The 17985-nt window shown below is 35.7% G+C and carries 19 protein-coding genes, 1 tRNA gene and 1 pseudogene; 12 read left to right on the plus strand and 9 right to left on the minus strand.

The genetic code is table 11. The features are described 5' to 3' along the window. Positions 1–2 precede the first annotated feature (2 nt). Genes NSQ59_RS02895 through NSQ59_RS02910 form a run of 4 tightly spaced genes read right to left on the minus strand, consistent with a single transcriptional unit; the run spans position 3 to position 2157 of the window. Positions 3–704: a hypothetical protein gene (locus NSQ59_RS02895; protein WP_340829055.1), complete on the minus strand. Its 702-nt coding sequence runs from the start codon at positions 702–704 to the stop codon at positions 3–5. Beyond that, positions 694–1020: a hypothetical protein gene (locus NSQ59_RS02900; protein ID WP_340829057.1), complete on the minus strand. Its 327-nt coding sequence runs from the start codon at positions 1018–1020 to the stop codon at positions 694–696. Before NSQ59_RS02900 ends, NSQ59_RS02895 begins: the two co-directional genes overlap by 11 nt. 59 nt (positions 1021–1079) lie before the next feature. Continuing rightward, positions 1080–1520, minus strand: coding sequence for a DUF6114 domain-containing protein (locus tag NSQ59_RS02905; protein ID WP_340829060.1), 441 nt, complete (start codon positions 1518–1520; stop codon positions 1080–1082). Between the two features lie 31 nt (positions 1521–1551). Continuing rightward, a complete protein-coding gene (locus NSQ59_RS02910) occupies positions 1552–2157 on the minus strand; it encodes a DUF6230 family protein (protein WP_055738175.1) in 606 nt (201 codons plus the stop codon). A gap of 331 nt (positions 2158–2488) precedes the next feature. Here NSQ59_RS02910 and NSQ59_RS02915 point away from each other — a divergent pair, with 331 nt between their 5' ends. The 6 genes from NSQ59_RS02915 to NSQ59_RS02940 all read left to right on the plus strand — a co-directional run bounded on the left by NSQ59_RS02915 (position 2489) and on the right by NSQ59_RS02940 (position 7253). Beyond that, positions 2489–4012 carry a response regulator transcription factor gene (locus NSQ59_RS02915; RefSeq protein WP_055738176.1) on the plus strand — a complete coding sequence of 508 codons (1524 nt, stop codon included), beginning with the start codon at positions 2489–2491 and terminating at the stop codon, positions 4010–4012. 103 nt (positions 4013–4115) lie between these two features. Next, a complete protein-coding gene (locus tag NSQ59_RS02920; protein WP_055738177.1) occupies positions 4116–4334 on the plus strand; it encodes a DUF1659 domain-containing protein in 219 nt (72 codons plus the stop codon). Between the two features lie 111 nt (positions 4335–4445). Beyond that, positions 4446–4664, plus strand: a complete 219-nt coding sequence (locus tag NSQ59_RS02925) for a DUF2922 domain-containing protein (RefSeq protein ID WP_340829067.1) — start codon at positions 4446–4448, stop codon at positions 4662–4664. A gap of 107 nt (positions 4665–4771) precedes the next feature. After that, complete coding sequence (locus tag NSQ59_RS02930; protein ID WP_445669228.1) at positions 4772–4903, plus strand: YvrJ family protein; 132 nt, start codon at positions 4772–4774, stop codon at positions 4901–4903. A gap of 120 nt (positions 4904–5023) precedes the next feature. Beyond that, a complete protein-coding gene (locus NSQ59_RS02935) occupies positions 5024–5926 on the plus strand; it encodes a phosphotransferase (RefSeq protein ID WP_340829072.1) in 903 nt (300 codons plus the stop codon). A gap of 127 nt (positions 5927–6053) precedes the next feature. Next, complete coding sequence (locus NSQ59_RS02940; protein WP_340829074.1) at positions 6054–7253, plus strand: GGDEF domain-containing protein; 1200 nt, start codon at positions 6054–6056, stop codon at positions 7251–7253. A gap of 131 nt (positions 7254–7384) precedes the next feature. Here NSQ59_RS02940 and nagE read toward each other — a convergent pair whose 3' ends face one another. Then, on the minus strand, positions 7385–9340 hold the full coding sequence (gene nagE / locus NSQ59_RS02945; RefSeq protein WP_340829078.1) for an N-acetylglucosamine-specific PTS transporter subunit IIBC: 1956 nt from the start codon (positions 9338–9340) through the stop codon (positions 7385–7387). A gap of 73 nt (positions 9341–9413) precedes the next feature. Beyond that, the gene (locus NSQ59_RS02950; RefSeq protein ID WP_055738183.1) at positions 9414–9614 is read right to left on the minus strand and encodes a hypothetical protein; all 201 of its coding nucleotides are present in this window, start codon (positions 9612–9614) and stop codon (positions 9414–9416) included. 151 nt (positions 9615–9765) lie between these two features. On the opposite strand from NSQ59_RS02950, the gene NSQ59_RS02955 reads away from it, so the two are divergent. Both NSQ59_RS02955 and NSQ59_RS02960 read left to right on the plus strand, forming a co-directional pair. Beyond that, positions 9766–9859, plus strand: a tRNA-Ser gene (locus NSQ59_RS02955). Positions 9860–10385: 526 nt separating this feature from the next. Then, a pseudogene (locus NSQ59_RS02960) lies at positions 10386–11844 on the plus strand (DEAD/DEAH box helicase). A gap of 417 nt (positions 11845–12261) precedes the next feature. Here the strand turns inward: NSQ59_RS02960 and NSQ59_RS02965 are convergent. Then, the gene (locus NSQ59_RS02965; protein WP_055738185.1) at positions 12262–12462 is read right to left on the minus strand and encodes a cold-shock protein; all 201 of its coding nucleotides are present in this window, start codon (positions 12460–12462) and stop codon (positions 12262–12264) included. A 510-nt stretch (positions 12463–12972) separates the two neighbouring features. Between NSQ59_RS02965 and NSQ59_RS02970 the strand changes: the two genes are divergently transcribed. The 4 genes from NSQ59_RS02970 (at position 12973) to NSQ59_RS02985 (ending at position 15047) form a co-directional block, all read left to right on the plus strand. Further along, entirely contained in the window at positions 12973–13116 is a 144-nt protein-coding gene (locus NSQ59_RS02970) for a DUF3934 domain-containing protein (RefSeq protein ID WP_083489192.1), read from the plus strand. 180 nt (positions 13117–13296) lie between these two features. Further along, positions 13297–13836, plus strand: coding sequence for a hypothetical protein (locus NSQ59_RS02975; protein WP_055738186.1), 540 nt, complete (start codon positions 13297–13299; stop codon positions 13834–13836). A 304-nt stretch (positions 13837–14140) separates the two neighbouring features. Further along, positions 14141–14374, plus strand: coding sequence for a hypothetical protein (locus NSQ59_RS02980; protein ID WP_055738187.1), 234 nt, complete (start codon positions 14141–14143; stop codon positions 14372–14374). A gap of 223 nt (positions 14375–14597) precedes the next feature. Further along, a complete protein-coding gene (locus NSQ59_RS02985) occupies positions 14598–15047 on the plus strand; it encodes a hypothetical protein (RefSeq protein WP_055738188.1) in 450 nt (149 codons plus the stop codon). Positions 15048–15699: 652 nt separating this feature from the next. On the opposite strand, the gene NSQ59_RS02990 is transcribed toward NSQ59_RS02985, so the two are convergent. Both NSQ59_RS02990 and NSQ59_RS02995 read right to left on the minus strand, forming a co-directional pair. Beyond that, on the minus strand, positions 15700–16788 hold the full coding sequence (locus NSQ59_RS02990) for a DUF4179 domain-containing protein (protein ID WP_055738189.1): 1089 nt from the start codon (positions 16786–16788) through the stop codon (positions 15700–15702). Beyond that, entirely contained in the window at positions 16785–17351 is a 567-nt protein-coding gene (locus tag NSQ59_RS02995; RefSeq protein ID WP_055738190.1) for a sigma-70 family RNA polymerase sigma factor, read from the minus strand. The genes NSQ59_RS02990 and NSQ59_RS02995 overlap by 4 nt, the downstream gene beginning before the upstream one ends. Between the last annotated feature and the right edge of the window lie 634 nt (positions 17352–17985).

Consider the following 17985-nt stretch of genomic DNA (forward strand, 5'->3'; position numbering starts at 1 on the left):
TGTTATGGAAATAGCTTTTTTAAAAGGTCTAATAATCCACCATGTTTTGTTTCATTAGCGGACCCAGAATTTGTATCTCCAGTTGGCACAGGTTCTTCTGTTGTGCCTTTACTCTGTTTGGTATCGCTCGTGGTATCTTCAGACGTATCGGGAGTTGTATTTTTCATAACTGGATTATTGTTATCCCTTGGTTGTGCATTGTCACTAGTCTGATTGTTTTGGTTCCTGCCTGGTTTTTCATTACCATTTGATGTATTAGAATCTGATTTTTCAGGTTTGATATTTTTGTCTTCTGAAGTTGTACTCTTACTTTCTAAGTCATCATTTTTTCCCTCTCCACTAGGTGGTAAGATTTTATTTATTTCGTTTAACGGATTGCTACCTGCCTTATCATTAGAGTCTTTTTCTTTATCAGGCTGTAAAATCTTATTTAAATCATCCAGTGGAAGCTGGAGATTTCCATCCTTAGAATCTCCTAATATCTTTTTAAAAATATCCACTTGTTTCTGTAAATTTTCATCTGAATCGCTTGTTGTATCCAGGTTAGCTCCTTGTTCTTCGAGACTGGCAACAAGAGCAGGAAGAATTGCCTGATCCGCTGTTTGCATATGGGCAACGAGCCGTACGTTCTTCATCCCAAGCTCACCCAGTTTATTTGGGAGATATATACCGCTAAATTCAATCTTTGTCACATCAACTGCCATATTGGTTAATTCCCACTGGTCCTGTTGATTTAAATTGAATCGTGACAGGACCATTTGGTGTATTTAACACCTTCGTAATAGTAAGGCCATATATGGTTGCTTTACTGAACGTTAATCGAAGCATAAGTTTATTTTTCTGGGTAGCTGTTTCACCATTAATAATGCCTGGAATCCCCATAACACCTTCCACTTTGTCTGCCTCAATCACAAAGCCATCAATCATGGGTACAGATGCATCCGCATGCAACTTTTTGGGGGATATGGCAGTACCTAAAATAAGCAAGGTAATCATGATTATGAAACTAGTTTTTTTCACCAAGGTTATCACCATTTTCTTAAAATAAGACAAAAGCGCATGATCTATCTATGCGCATTTCATTTTTGAGTAGTTTCTTCAGATAGAACCGAACTTGCAGCGACTTCCGCGTTTGAAAGTGCGCCTATTTCATTATTAGGGTGGATCATTTCATATTTCCAAGCAATGGACAAGGAACCTCCTACAATGCCAAGAATAGTTCCAATTAGAAAACCGCCGAGTGCACCCATAACAGAAAGAACCGATAAAAAAATCGTAACGATTCCAAAGACAACATTAAATTTTGGATAGAAATAACCAAGAGCTCCCATGAGAATAATGAGTCCGCCAAAGATAAGGCCGATTACCACCATGTTTCCCGGTGCAAAGGCAATATTAAGAAGCTGTATAGGAATGTATAAAATGATAATACCAGCAAGGAGCGACAAGGTCGCTCCCCAAAATGGGCGGCTCATTCTCCAATTTTTAAATTTTTTTCTCTTTGAAACGCTAGGATTCATGTTATTCAACTCCTTGAAGAAAGCCATGAAATTACTTTTTAACAAATTCTACCTTCATTCCAGGTAAGGTAACAGCTTGTTGGAATAGATATTGAGTGTCTAAGCTGCCGTTTGTAATCGTAATAGTATCAGATCCTTGCGTAAAAGCCTTACTAACAGCTTGCGGATCTGATGCTTCCACATAGTTTTCACTGATATTCATCTTTGTAAAGGATGCATCACCATTTATAAGAGTGGCTTTTTGAGTTAACCCTTGTATTTTTACAGGATTATTTCCATTACCTGCTGTAATTTTTACTGTGTATTTACCTAATATTGGAATGTCGACATCTCTTGAGATAACTAATCCATTAATAGTCACATCATCAATTTCATTTACAAAAACAGGACTAACTTTGCTTGGATTTCCGCTTTGAGGGTCACCATAAAGGCTTCCATATAGCTTGAATCCTTTTCCAACCATCTTGTCAAAGGAAACATTAAATTTCCCAATCCCTCCAATAGGAGTTGCATATGCCACACCAGTTACGCCAAACACTGCAAACAATCCGCCTAACAATAAAAATCCACATAAAAGTGCACTAAAAAACCATTTCTTCGACGTCTTCCCCTGAATCAACATAACACCTTCATTCATTTAAACCCCTCCCTTTTTTCATAAATAAAAAGTGGAAAATAACGAAGGTTTCCAGATCCCAACATCACCTAAGAAACCGCTTACAAGCCACTTTTATTTTTAATTTTATTCGAAAAAATCTGATAACTAAATTCCTATCAATGTAGGAAAATAGCAAGAGTGCCCCTACAATTGTCGTGTACGAAAATTAGCAAAAGATGTCGAGTTTGCTGATATTTGGCGAAAGAAATAAGGTTTATCTTTTAATAGACGGTGGTACTATGGTGGAAATAGGTTTGAATATATCTTTTAAGGATGCGGATTGTTACCCAGATGGGAATGGAGGATCTCTATGTCTCTATCATTGAATACCCATATGAAAACAGTATTGAAAAATGGTGTGGAGCTTTTATACGCTTATAAAGATTCCATTATGGCGGAGTGGAAGGAAATATTAGAGTACATGAAAAAAACCAATAAAAAATCAGCAGATGCTTTTGAATTTGCATTCCATTTTTTCCGTCGTTTTTTACAGTCGGAAAATCACCAAACAGATACTTTACTTCTGGATATTCGTTCGGAATGGTACAGGCAATTTCAAAGACCTCCTGAACCAAATATGCTCATCTTTATTTTGACCCTGTTGGAGAATGCCGTTCATAAGGTCATTAAATCCAATACAACACGTTCTTTTCATTTGCATCCAGCTGTACAATTTCTCTTTTCGAAAATATGTGAGGAAATGCTATCGATTTCAAAACAAAGACAATTTCAGATCGACATACTTTGTCGGCAGCTTGTTCAATCGAAACAACTGCATATTGAGTGGATTGCACGGATAGGGCACGTTCAAAATGGCTACCAATTCAAAAAAATAATTGGTATATCTGAAGAATCAATACAAAGCAGCCTATATGATGAGATAAAACCATCATGGTTTATGTTGACAGAGTCTCTTCTGCAATTAACAGGTGGCCAGGAAACCCGGGATGTTTTTCCGATTCCGTGGAAAAGTGAGACATTATTATTTTGTACCAAAAACCAAAATGTTTCTTCCATTGCCCCTTTTTTAACCTATGCAATGCATTTATTGCAAATAGAGGAGGAAAAAAGACAGGAACAATCCGGTGATCAGTGGAAGGACGCGGTTATTCTATTTAATGAATGGATTATGAAGTCCCATAATTTAGAGGAGGCTATTCAAAATATAGCATATGGATATGCGCAATATCTTCCTTTTGAAAGATGTGCGTTATTTAAGTATTCGAACGAGGATGAGACAGGATTAGGATTATTTGGCTACCATTTTAATAATGACGAAATCCGGAATATAAAAGAACATGTGGATAATATCCCTTCCTTATATAAGAGTATTACGAAGCTCCATCCTCAAAATGAGGCAATGAAGAACTTTCAGCCGATCTATATTTCGAATGCTTCAAAGGAATTCCCTACACGATATGTACAGCATTTCCAATTGGAATCCGTTATCGTTGCCCCAATCTATGTTCCTTCTGAAGGGGAGTTAATTGCCGCAGCCATCTTGGATCAAGGGCCAGGAAAGCATTTTCAAGTGGACAGTAACACCTTTACAGCCCTTTTGAAATTCGGACAGAGTGCGGGGGAATTATTGATGAAATTTTCAGGAACTAATAAGTGGAAGGTACTAGATTCAGGCATAGCGCCGTTATCCTCTCGTGAGATAGAGGTACTGGAACTGTTAGCGGAAGGTGCTTCGACGTCAGAAGCGGCTGAAAAGCTCCATTTAAGCGAATATACTGTTAGAGACTATGTATCTAATATTATGAAACGACTGAATGCCAAAAACAGAACAGAGGCAGCAGTTAAGGCTATTCGATCTGGAATAATTAAATAGATTTGTTGCCAAAGAATTTCGTTAAGAAAGTTCTTTTTTTTTAATTAAGGGTGTCCTTTTCTATTCCAGAAACCTATATAAAAGGTGAAGGGAGGTGATACAAATGGCAGAAACACTTCTAAAGGAATCCAGGCTAAAGCTAATCTTCGATAATGGAGTAGACGGTGATGGAAAGCAATTGTTTAAAAGCAAAACCTTTAGCAATATCCGTCTGGATTCCACTCCTGATGAGCTGCAAAGTGCTGCACAAGCAATTGCTTCCTTATCTCAGAAAGCTCTTTATGGTGTGGAACGTAATGACAGTTCGGATATTCAGGCGTAATGGGGAATAATTTCAGAGCTACGTTAAGCAATGTTATTTACGGTTCAATCGATGTTCCGTTATAACATTTATTTAACAAAGCCATTTGAAAAAAAGAGGGAGGTGAAAATAGTGAAAACTCTTGAATTACAATTTGTCACAGCAAATAATAAAACTGCTAGTGTATCCATTGAAGATCCTATCGAGCCTGTTGATACTGCAAAGGTAAAAGGGGCGATGGAGCAGTTGATTGCAGCCAATGTCTTTCAAAATTCCACCGGTTATGCTTTTATCGAAATGAAGGGTGCTAGATTAGTAGATCACAATGTCACAGAATATACGATTGAATAGTTCTGGAAGGGAAGGCCTTGTTCAAATTGGACAGGCCTTTCATTATTTATAATTTCTTTGTTTGCGGGATTATTGGAAGAAAGGGGGGAAATAATTTGGATAATATCATGTCCTTCATCAATGAGGTTGGTTTCCCAATCGTTGTATCACTGTATCTTTTGTATCGTATAGAAACGAAGTTGGAAGCAGTCATACAGTCGATTCAAAGTCTTCCTGATCGATTGAAGAGTAATGAATAAGAGAAGCGCAGGCGCCTACGTTAGTGCTGGCGCTTGCGCTTTTTGTTACTGGTTGTCACTTAGAGGTGACATCCATTACAATTATTTTTAATATAATTAAATGGGATTGAGGGTGTTTGCATGTCACCAATATGGGATCCGCAAGTGGTTGTCACAGAAACGTTAGCAACTTCATTAATTGAAGAGCAATTTCCACAACTGAATCCAACTAAGGCAGAGGTAATCGGAGAAGGATTTGATAATACGGTGTTCAAGGTAAATGATGAATTTATCTTTCGCTTTCCGCGTCGTAATGTTGCTGCCCATTTGTTAGAAACGGAAAATCGAATTTTACCGAAACTAGCTGATAAGCTTCCTATTCCCATTCCAAATCCTACTTTTATAGGGGTACCAAGCGAAAGCTACCCTTGGTCATTTACAGGATATCCAATCGTCCACGGTACAACACCTGGAATACTGTCCAATGAAAAGAGAATGCAGTCAGTAGAAAAATTAGCACTCTTTTTAAAGGAATTGCATCGATTCCCTGTAAAGGACGCACTAAATGTGAAAATTCCTTATGATGAATTAAATCGGCTCGATATCGAAAGTCGCAGGCCGAAATTAAAAGAAAATCTGCAAAAAGCTTCAGGGTTAGGTCTATTTATCGCGCAGAAAGAATTAGAACCATTTATCGGATCCGTTTCTTCTGATAAAACAGATACAGAATTTGCATTAGTCCATGGGGATCTTCATACAAGAAACATGCTAGTAGATGGGGAAGGAAAGGTATCCGGAATTATTGACTGGGGAGATACTCATATAGGGAACCCTGCCATCGATTTATCCATTGTTTATACTTTTATCCCTCCGGAAGGACGGAATTTATTTTATAGCATATATGGTACTGTCGATGAACAAACGGAAAATCTTGCAAAGTTTAAAGCGATTTACACAACAATCCTGCTCCTTCTGTATGCGCACGATAACTCAAACCAGCTTCTTATCGAAGAATGCAAAGAAATCCTTCGACACCTGCTATGAATACGTTCGAATTTTGTCGAAAAATAAAAATACACGCAAGTAGGTAAAAGGTCACAAAAAGTTATAAAATTATGAATGGAACGTCTATTTGGTGAAATCCTGTTTTGCAGGTGGAGAAGGAATTAAAATGAAGCTTATTACGCGAATTAGAAATCATCTTTTAAATATGAATAGTAAAATCGCTAGGGAAGATATGATTTCTACAAATAATCATCGAATTTATCTTCTTTCCATTATCTTAATGCTGATTCATCTCGCGCATGGATGTATCTTTTGGATATATGATCCAGGTTTTAAGTCAGCAGAAAATGTACATAAATGGCGAATGGGAGTAGCTATTTCTCATTTTACTATGTTTTTTGTGATACTAGTTATTGGTTGTACCGCCTATTTTTTCAAACAAAAGAAAATGGATAAAAGCAAAGCGGCTGCTTTTCTACAACTAATAGCCATCATAAGTTATCTCCTTTTTGGCATTGTTGTAAGCGCGTTTGACCAATACGTTAATGCGGGTATCAATGCCTTTTCAAGTGTATGTATCGGTATTGCGGTTATTTTTTTAATACATCCCATTCCTTCACTTTTTATTTATGGTTTAGCCTTTGTCTTCTTTCATTTTGGCATTTCGTTCACCCAAAGCAATCAAAATATCTTGTTATCAGAAAGAGTGAACAGTATTTCTGTCATTGGCATTAGCTTTGGAATCGCATTAATTACGTGGAGGAATAGCATCTATAAACTTTTTCAAGAGAAAGAAATTGAAGCACAGAATCAAATACTGGAAGAACAAAATAAGCAACTTGAGTTTCTAGCCACCCATGATTCTTTAACTGGCCTCTTAAATAGAATGGAGTTTATGAAACATACGGAAATCGAAATAGCAAATTCGAGTAATAATCAAAGCGAGACTTGTGTCATTATAATGGATATTGACCATTTCAAGCATGTGAATGACCATTTTGGTCATCCAGCAGGGGATCAAATCTTAAAAGAGGTTGGAATTCTGTTGAAAAAAATGTTAGGTGCTAAATATTTCCCTGCAAGGTTAGGAGGGGAGGAATTTATCTTCCTTTTACCCGATACGTCGCTTACGGAAGCAGTATTGGTTGCAGAACAAGTAAAGTCTGCCATTCAATCTAATTTATTTACCGTAGGCAATGAAACCATTATCATAACGGCAAGTCTAGGGGTGGCGTCCCTGAACACGGAGGAAGCAGATCCCTTTACATCGTGTTACCACCGTGCAGATATCGCTTTATATAAGGCTAAAAATAATGGAAGAAATCGTGTTGTTTGTGCACGCGGCGAAGCTCTAACGTATGGATGAGTGAAATTAGCTGCCAAAGGAAACACGGTAAGAGACGTGTCATTGCGCTTACCCGCCGGGGAAGATGCAGAAAAAATCTGATAAAAAATTAAGGAGGGTGGCCCATTTCCCAAAGCCACCCTCCATACATTTTATTCTATTTCGATAAATCCTTTATCCCCGCGTTGTATGTTTCCTTCTTTAAGCAATTTTACTCGGTTATCCTGTTCAAGATTCGTGAAGATAATTGGTGTTACGATAGATGGAACTTTATCCTTAATAAAATCGATATCCATGTCTGCAAGCTTTTGTCCTTGTTTTATACAATCCCCATTTTCCACATGAACAGTAAATCCTTCTCCTTTAAGGTTCACTGTATCAAGCCCCATATGGATTAAAACCTCTAGTCCATCCTCCGATTCTAAACCAATCGCATGATTGGTTGGAAATACGGATTTCACTACTCCATTAAAAGGCGATATGACTTCTCCGTCAGATGGTTCAATTCCAAAGCCATCTCCCATCATTTTTTCGGAAAACACTTTATCTGGGACTTCTTCTATTTTTAAAAGCCTGCCACTAAGTGGGGCAGTAAATGAATCTTTATCAAATTTTTTGGCAGTTGCATTTTTGGTAATTGGTTCAGTATGGGCTGTACCAGGTGTCACCGGCTCTGGCGGATGATCCAGTGCATACAGCTTTTTCAAAGCATTGGCTGCAAATTCTACATCCGGACCAACGATAATCTGCACGCTTGATTTACTTGTTTTCATCACGCCTCTTGCTCCGAAACGTTTAATAGTTGTTTCGTCAATATTACCACTATCCCGTACATCCAAGCGGAGGCGGGTAGCGCAGTTATCAATATTAGTTAAGTTTTCTTTTCCTCCCAGCCCTTTTAAAAAGCCTGCTGCCATTCTTGTATACTTATCGTCCGCAGAGATAGCGATGGTGTCATCATCTGCGAATTCATCTTCATCTTCGCGCCCAGGTGTTTTTAAATCGCGCCATTTGATGACGAAATAGAAGATGATAAAATAGATAACTCCATAAATTAAGCCAACTAAAATCAATAGCAACGGTTTTTGAGCAATACCATAGTTCAAAATATAATCAATCAAACTTGCAGAAAAGCTGAAAGAATCATGGATACCAAGCAAATACGTCACCGCAAATGATGTAGCGGTCAGTAAAGCATGAATAACGTAAAGCAGTGGTGACACGAACATGAATCCAAATTCAATTGGTTCCGTTACCCCGGTAACAAAAGAGGTTAACGCCATACCGAGCAGTAAACCTGCTGTTTTTCTGCGCCGATCTGTTTTGGCTGTAGCCATCATTGCGAAACAAGCGGCTGGCAAACCAAACATCATAATAGGGAAGAAACCGGTCGTAAACCTTCCGGCAGTCGGATCATGATGCAGGAAGCGGGTAATATCCCCATGATACACATTTCCGGCGGCATCCTTAAAGGTTCCAAAATCAAACCAGACAAGAGTATTAATAATATGATGCAAGCCTAAAGGAATAAGCAGTCGGTTTAAGAATCCGTAGACCGCGTAGCCAAAGGCACCGGCACTTGTAATCCAATGAGCTAATGCATCAATTCCATCTTGTACATACGGCCAAATATACCCGAATAGAATCCCTAAGATAACTCCTGCTAAAGCTGTAATAATCGGAATAAATCTCCTTCCTCCGAAAAAGGCAAGCCAGGTTGGAAGATGAATATCATGGAACCGGTTGTATAATAAACCGGCGACAATTCCGGAAATAATTCCGCCGAGTACTCCCATATTTACCGTTGGATTAATGGCGTGTGTAGTAAAGGTTAAAACCATATAACCGATGGCGCCTGCTAATGCGGCAGCTCCATTATTATCTTTTGCAAAGCCAATGGCGACGCCAATCGCAAATAAAAGGGCAAGATTACTAAAGACGGCATCTTGTCCAATCGCCATGCTTCCGAAAAAGGCATTTCCAGCCTCAGCAATAAATTTAATATTTAGCAAGTCTGGTTGACCCAGCCGCAATAATAAACCAGCTGCAGGCAGGACTGCGATAGGCAGCATCAAGGATTTACCGATTTTTTGCAGAAATGCTAGCATGAAAATTCCCTCCTATGCCATGTCCTTTTTAGCAGTGAATCCAAAAACACTTTGACTTTGTAGCAGATAACACCTAATCAATAGATATTTTCGTTTCCCCTTTTTCCTTTTTCGGTTCACGTTTATCCATTTCCTGAATAATTTCCACTAAATCTTCAATCGCCATTTCTCTTACATAGCTTTGATTATCCTCCAATTGGGCAGCAACGCTAATGACCATCCTCTTGATGTATGTCCAATCTTCTTTAAAGGTTAAAAAATCAATTGTTTCCAAAGCCTTCTTCCTCCCGCAATAATTTACCTTTAAGGTAACCGTTTTGCGGAACTTCTATTCTGTGTCAGATAGCAGTTCATCAAGGTGCCTGGAGATCCTTTGCATTGAAAAAAGAAAGGAATTTAGTATAATAGAAGAGGAACATTTTTTTGGAGGAGTACCCAAGAGGCTTAAGGGGGCGCACTCGAAATGCGTTAGGGGTAGTAGACCTGCCCGCGTGGGTTCAAATCCCACCTTCTCCGCCATACATAGGAATGTTAGTGCTGTATTTTTGTGACTTTAACCATAAGTTTTCGAAAAATGAAGGCTAATGCTTGAATATACTTTGCGAAATTATATGCTTGAATATTTTAGAAAGATATAATGAAATTAACAATGGAAAAAGCTGATGATCAAAATAAGATCATCAGTTTTTTTATAATATAAATGCATAATAGTTCAACATGGGATGATATTTCTGATTGAAGTAAAAGGGCAGGTTGAATGAGAAAGTTTTACAACGGAAGAGCATTTTAATAAAATAAATCGATTTCTCAATACTAAGTTCTTATTTTAGAGTCCGTTTTTTATTTTTAAATCTAAGGCCAAATTACTAACTAGAGATTACATATAGCGGTAAAACAAATACAAATGGTAAGAATACATTAACGAAAATTCCTATTTTGAATGAGGGAGGATGAAAAGTTGTAAAGATCGCATAAAGATGTGCATTCAATATAGGAGATTTGTCCAAGATAAAAAATAGTAAACACATAAAGGGGGGCATTGAGTATGACAACATTTCAAGAAATGGGAATTAGTGATCCTATAAAAAGAGCAATTACGGATATGGGATTTGAAGAAGCATCTCCTATTCAAGAGAAAGCCATTCCTATAGCTTTGACTGGGAGGGACATTATTGGTCAAGCACAAACAGGGACAGGAAAGACGGCTGCCTTTTCAATACCGATTTTAGAAAAAATAGATACAAGCAAAAAATTTGTACAAGCTAGCTATTGCAATTGCACCGACCAGAGAGTTAGCTATCCAGGTTTCAGAAGAGATTAATCGTTTGTCAAAATATATGGGTATCACTGCGCTTCCTATTTATGGAGGGCAGTCGATAGAACGTCAAATTAAGGCATTAAAAATGGGACCTCACATCATTACGGGAACACCCGGAAGACTTTTAGACCACATTAAACGTAAAACGCTAAAATTAAACCGTATCTCAGTTGTTGTTTTAGATGAAGCTGATGAAATGTTAGATATGGGCTTTCTGGAGGATATCGAACGAATCCTCAAAGAGACCCCTGAAGAAAAACAAACTATGCTGTTCTCCGCGACCATGCCCAAACCTATTCAAAATCTTGCAGAAAGGTTTATGCACAATCCTGAGTTAGTAAAGATGAAAGCAAAGGAAGTTACCTCTCCAACTGTTAAGCAAATTTATTATGAGGTTAATGAACGGGATAAGTTTGAAGTGCTTTGCCGTCTGCTAGATGTTGATAACCCAGAATTAGCAGTTATTTTTGGAAGAACTAAACGACGTGTTGATGAATTAAGTGATGCATTAAATAAAAGAGGTTATCTTGCTGATGGATTACATGGAGATTTAAATCAGCGACAGAGAGATGCTGTGATGAAAAAATTTCGTGAGGGAAAAATTGATATTTTAGTGGCAACCGATGTTGCTGCAAGAGGAATTGATGTATCAGGGGTTACTCACGTCTACAATTTTGATATTCCTCAAGACCCTGAAAGTTATGTTCACCGAATCGGTAGAACAGGGAGAGCAGGTAAAACAGGGTTAGCCATTACATTTGCTACACCAAGGGAGACCGGACAAATCCGCAGTATTGAAAAAGCCTCCAAAGGAAACATTCAACGCAAATCAATACCGACCATAGCTGAGGCAAGGGAGTCTATACAGCAAGCCGCAGTAGAAAAGATGATCCAATTGGTTGAAGAGGAGCAGTACACACAGTTTAATCGTGCAGCAAGCGAATTGCTCGATCAGTACGATTCAATTACATTAGTTTCAGTTGCCTTAAAATTGATGTCCAAGGAACAGAGGGATGTTCCTGTTCAATTAACTTCCGAGACTCCGCGATATTCCAGTAAGCCTAAAAAGAAGGTAAAAGAGAAATCTAGTAGAAACAATAAAGGGAATAGGGAATTAGCGAAGAAGGGGAGCAAGGGTAAACGTAAAAAAACTTCCATGTCCTCTCGAAAAAAAGAGGCATTATAAAACAATATAAGAAGGATACAATGTTAGAAACAGCCCGGATAGAGAAGAGAAGCAGCTAATGAGACAGATGCGGGGGCATTCCTTTAATAAGGGATGCTTTTTTTCTATTGTACAAACTAAACTAAAGGTCACTTTCCAAAAGTGTTAGGAAGCTCTTTTCTTATGCCACAAAAGGGGCAGGATAGCTCAATAGGAATATACTTACTTTCAAATTAATTTTTAAATGGTGGATGAAAGCTCTGTATATTGTTAATCAATATGTTATACTGTAGTGAACCTTTAAAGCTCAAAATCATTTTACTGTACCTGTTTTAGATTCCTACTCACTGTTGAGTAGGTTTTTTTTATATAAGAATAATCTAGAAATACATAAAAAAACAGGCTCTATTAGGGCCTGTTTGAATAATTTTATTTAGATTAAGCTTTTTGAACGTTAGCTGCTTGATCTCCACGAGGTCCTTGCTCAACATCAAATGTAACTTTTTGACCTTCGTCTAAAGATTTGAAACCTTCACTTTGGATAGCTGAGAAGTGTACGAATACGTCGCCTCCATTAGCACGCTCGATAAAACCAAAACCTTTTTCTGCATTAAACCATTTAACTGTACCTTGTTCCATTTTTGTTGCCTCCTAGTGTGTAACCACACAATGTGTTACTATCCTTGCCCAAAGTGATCATCAAGACGAAAAGTCGACACTTATACTATCCTTTACACCGAACAAAAATAATTCCTACTTATCATAACAGAAAATGAAAAAGCTTGCAAACTCTTGCGGCTTCGTTGATTTCTTTTAATCATTATGTACTTGTGCTTAGGAGAAATTTGGGCAGGTTAGCGAAAATTGTGGTTGGAAACCATACTCTTTCTAGAAACTTGTGGTAATAGATAAAATGGTTTACCCTTTTTAGGGAGTGAAAATAATGTTTGAAAGTATTTGGGATATTATTTACAAGGATGACTTCAGAATTTAAGTGATAATAACCATTATTGGACTCTTTTGTTCACATTAGTATGGGGAGTGTGGAAGGATATTGTTTTTTTGCAAGATGATTGGTTAATAACCGAGTAAAATGACTAAAACTAACTCGATAGGTAAATCAACTTAGAATAATATTGGAGTGATTTTATGAGTAAAGCTAAAGGAAAAGGCGGTACAGGGAGAGGAACAGACAAGAAGGGGTGGAATCGTTGGCAAGCTAGTACAAACAAAAAAAAGAGTGCAAAACCATATATAAGTAAAGGTAAACGGATGGGCTCAAAGGCACCATAGTGTATTACCCCCATTTTCATCCTCTGTGGTGCAGCGCTTATTTATGCGCTGCATGGGTGGCTAACGGGTCAGTTTAATTTAAGAAGGAATTTGTTACCATTCCACAGAATATCTTAATAATTGATTTGGAAGAGGTAAATATGAAGGGTTCTTTATTAAAGGGAATAGTGGGGGGATTTAATGAAGAAATGGTTGATTTCTTTTTTTTTAGTTTTAATAATAGTGTTCGTGACAGTCCGGGGCTTTTATTACACTCATCCTAAGAATATTAATCGCTCCATTAGCGGAGTTGAATTTCAACTGGGTAGCAATAACAATCCAAAACCTGTGACAATTAGTATTAATGGGAAGCTACAACATTCTTTATTAGGTAGCAAAACATTTATCGGTAAAATAGAGTTAATAGGAGTTATCCATCCAAACCCTGATGATAAAGATAAACAATTAGAAATAAAGTTTCAAAAGAATGGTTCCGGGAATATTATTTATGCTTATTATAAAGATAGAAAACCTGTTGTTCATAGTTATGGTGTCCTTTTTATAAACAAAGACCTTAGTAAAGTGACTATTGAAGAATTTCCTCCTGTAAATGATAGGGGCCAAACTTGGGAAGCTCAAAATGGATTGCTCGTTTCAGGACCTGCCAAAAGTAGAAATAAAGCCATACAGATTTCTAATGAATTAATGAAAAATATCTTAAATGGATATGAACTCCATTGAAGTAATGAGGACTTTAAATTAATAATATCTATAAAGAAAAGCAAGGGAAATCCTGAGCTTTTTTTGTGCAAATTATATGGTATTTTCACCTGCTTTTTTTACCTGAAAGCTTGTGTTATTCTCCCAGCGATTTTGTGTTTTATCCACGTTATCGGAACTACTTATTAAATAATAGGACACCTTTCTTATTTAACAAAAGGGGCAGGATTGTTGAAAAAGGAAAGTCTAGGATATTTGTGGAATAATAATAAAAAAATGAATATCTTTTCATTTATAAAAAAATCTGGGGATGAAGGGGCTAAATATGAAATTATCGAATAGCACAACTATCGCTATAATTACAATCCTTATCTTTTCTACTTTTTTACACGCTTTAAATAAATTTGGTCCATTTGAAGGGCAATTACGAATGGTAGGTTTCTCTTTATTTACTTTGCTTTGTGTATGTATCGGTATTATGGTTAGAAAATCCCCTTGGAGGATGGTTGGGACAATCGCCTATTGGTTAATTTTTGGACTTACACAAATAATTAAATGATTTTAAGCATCTTTTTTTAATAAACATAAATAATGTGAAGTTTTGCATCTAGGCTAACGAATTATCGAATACTGAAACTCTTTTAGAAATATTCCGTATAATTAAGAGGGGACCTTTCTGACAATTCGAATATAAATGATACAGTAAATTACTTTATTGCCATGATAATTTATGTGACTTCATATACTAAAAAGCAGTTTGATAGAAACAGGTGAAAACAATAATGAATAACAATTTTATGAGAAAGGTTAAAAATTTTTTAGCCTTTTTATTAATTGCAAGTATCCTTACCTTTGGTTCATATCTTATTGTGTACAAAGTTTCATTTTTACCAAATGGATATGATATTGAAAAAGTGCAAAAAGATAATGTTTCGCTAAAATCATTCAATTTGTTAGGGATTGAAAAAAATGTAAAAACTCTATCCTTTTCTGGAGATGATACTTGGTATATTGATGAAATTGATTTTGAAGTAAAAAAACAAAAAACTTTTTTATGGCTATTATTTTCATCAATTACTATCTCAACATTTTTGTTAATTTATAAGCTTCGTAACGGCTTGACATTATGGAAAGCAATCTTTGAAAGTAATTTTTTTGCTGCTCTGATACCATTAACTACTGTAATTTTCTCGTTGCATAGAATACAAATGATACTGGATTTATCTTCCTAATTATCCAGCTAAAGGGTTCCGTAGTTAAATAAGCCTTTCTATTTGATCATTAAAAACACACCGCGAAATACTTTGTGTTTTTAATGTTATTTGGTACGCTATTTAAATTGCTTTTCCGAATTTTGTACTTCAAAACAGAACCCGTTACTAAATCATAGTTCTTTTTTTAGAATACCCGTAAATTCTTAATGTAACATTATACTTGATTTCGATACTTTACGAAGCCATATCATTGATATATGATTTTCTTTACAAGTAAATGATAGTTCTTATCCCAAGAAAATAAGGACTTAGTGAAAACATATGGTTGACTATCGGAAAATTTATGATTGAAGGGACATGAGGGACTTAAACCATAAGATTTCGTAAAATGAAAGCTTACGCTAGTATATATACTTGAATCTTTATAAAGATTATAATGCAACTAAATGGAGATAGAGCTGAGCTGATGATCAATTAAAATTAGCAGCTTTTTTTATTACTTTAAGGAAATCAATGCAGTAGAGACAGTGTCATTTCCTTTAAAAAACGGTGTTTTTTGATGCTTAAAACTTGAAAATGAAGTTCTAGTAAGTCTTATAATTATACTTTTAAAATAATTAAATAAAATAGACTGCTCAATTTATAAAGGCAGTCCTTTAGATATAATCCCTTATTTCTTTAATTTTATATGAATCTCATTTGATACAAAAGCGTAATCATTTGAATGATAATCTTTTAAGGTGATATGAGGTGTAATAATAAGCTCTTTTGCATTCGAATCCAATTTTCCGAATGTTTTACTCCAACTTATATTATAAGACCCTTCTTTACCCATACCACCATTATCTCTCCCAGAATAGAGATTTCCTAAATCGTCTTTTATTTCTAATTCAACATACACTCCGTCCGACTTCTTTTTAGTCATTTCCGATACTTCTTGATCATAATAAACGGTAAAGGACATAGGATTAAAGGTGATTTTTTTGATATTTACCTTTACGCCATTTTTCTCAGCAGAACTTACGGCTATTTGTATCTTGCTATCAGTGGCATCTACTTTAAATGCAAAATTCCAACTACCTTTAATAACAGTCCCATTTTCTGGGTTCTTCATACCCTCAATATTCCAATGGATATCAGCAACATCCAATTTTGTGTCTTCCATATTACTAGCCGTCAAAATTCCTACATATTTGTTCGAATCTATTTTTTTAGTCTCACCGCTTCCCCCTATAGCCTGCATCCCTTTTATTTTTGGCAAAGGAATACCTATATTACCTAAATTTTGATTGCTCTCAATAGAATAAGTTAAGGTAACCGTCTTTCCATCAAATACTGCATCATTAATAGTGAATTTTATACCATTACTTTCCTTCGTTAAATTAATGGTATTGGAAAACTTCTTGTAATCATAATATAGTCCGTTTCCTTTAACTATTGAAATATCAGATTTCTCATTTCTTTTATCATAAGGACCAGTTTTTTTATGATCAAAAAAGCGAAAAATATTATCAATTACAGGGATGTTTTTAGCATAAGATGGAAAGGTTAATCCAATGGTTGTAGCCGAGATGCATACGAAAATGGAGGCAGCAATAATATTCTTTCTCCAACTTTTACTTTTCCATTTTTTCTTTTCATTGATTGATTTTTTTAGGGCATTCTTGACTTTGGCCGTTTCTAATTCATTGACTTCCATTTCTACAAATTCATTTTCGTCTAAGTCAATTTCATTTAATAATTCGTAAATATCTTTCAAATCCCATTCTCTCCCAACTTAAGGTTTGATGCCCTTTTATTAAGTTTCTTTTTTCCTCTATAAATTCGATTGTCAATGGATGCTTTAGTTAACCCCAGTTTCATTGCTATTTCTTCCGTTTTTAAACCAAGGAAAAACTTCATAATAAAAATTTCCCGTTCAAGAGGTTCCAGTTTATTGATTAAGTTTATTAATTCCGTTCTTTTTTCAAGAAATATTAATTCATCCTCAATTGATTTTTCTGAGTGTAAATCTAAATGGTTGGATGTAAATTCCACTTTTTTACTTGCTCTTCTGTAATAATCAATAGATTTGAATTTTGCTATTGAACAAATCCATTTTTTAAAATCCTTAGAGTCTCCGTTAAACTTATGGGAATGTTCCCATATTGAAAGTAAAATATCATTCATACACTCTTCCATGATTCCGTTATTATTAAGGGGAGATAGAACTTTATAAGTTACACCCTTAATTAATGGTAAATATTTATCGACTATATATTCTAATGCATCTTCCTTTTTACGATGTAATCGCTGTATAAAATTTGTTTCATTTGACTTCATATAGAAATCCCCTTATTTTTTTGTAAAAGCTTTTACATCCTATATAACGAGAAGGAACCATTTTTTTCTCACATATTATTAAAAATTTTTTTAAATTAGTCTATCATACTATGAATGAATCAAGGATACGATAAAAGAAGTGAGGAAAGCTTATATTCCATTAGTTTATCTTGGAATTCAAGTCCAATAGAAATTTTTATTGGAAATGTAGTTAGATATATTTCCGGTGGATACTTAAGATCCCATTGTTTTTTAATAGACAAAAGTAAATTCAAGTAGCTGTTGTAAAAGTCTACTTTTTTAGAAGGTAAACAAAAAACACAAGAAAAAGTCATTTTACATGCAAGCATTATTTAAAAACATTTTGGATGAGCCTACAGCTTCGTTAGATCCAAAAAGTGAATTATCAATTTTAATCAATTTATTGAAATTGTTAAAGTGAAAGCGGCTATATTTATTTCACATAGAATGACATCTGCAAGAATGGCGGACCGACCACATTATTGTGATGAAGAATGGTGAAATTATTGAGGGAGGCTCTCATGAATATTTAATGAAAAGAAAGGTGAATATTATAATATGTATGAGTTTCAAGCATCTTGGTATCAGTAAATTATTATATCAGTCAAATAGT

It is taken from the genome of Margalitia sp. FSL K6-0131 (assembly GCF_038008735.1).
In the GTDB taxonomy this organism is placed as follows: Bacteria; Bacillota; Bacilli; order Bacillales; family Bacillaceae_C; genus Margalitia; species Margalitia shackletonii.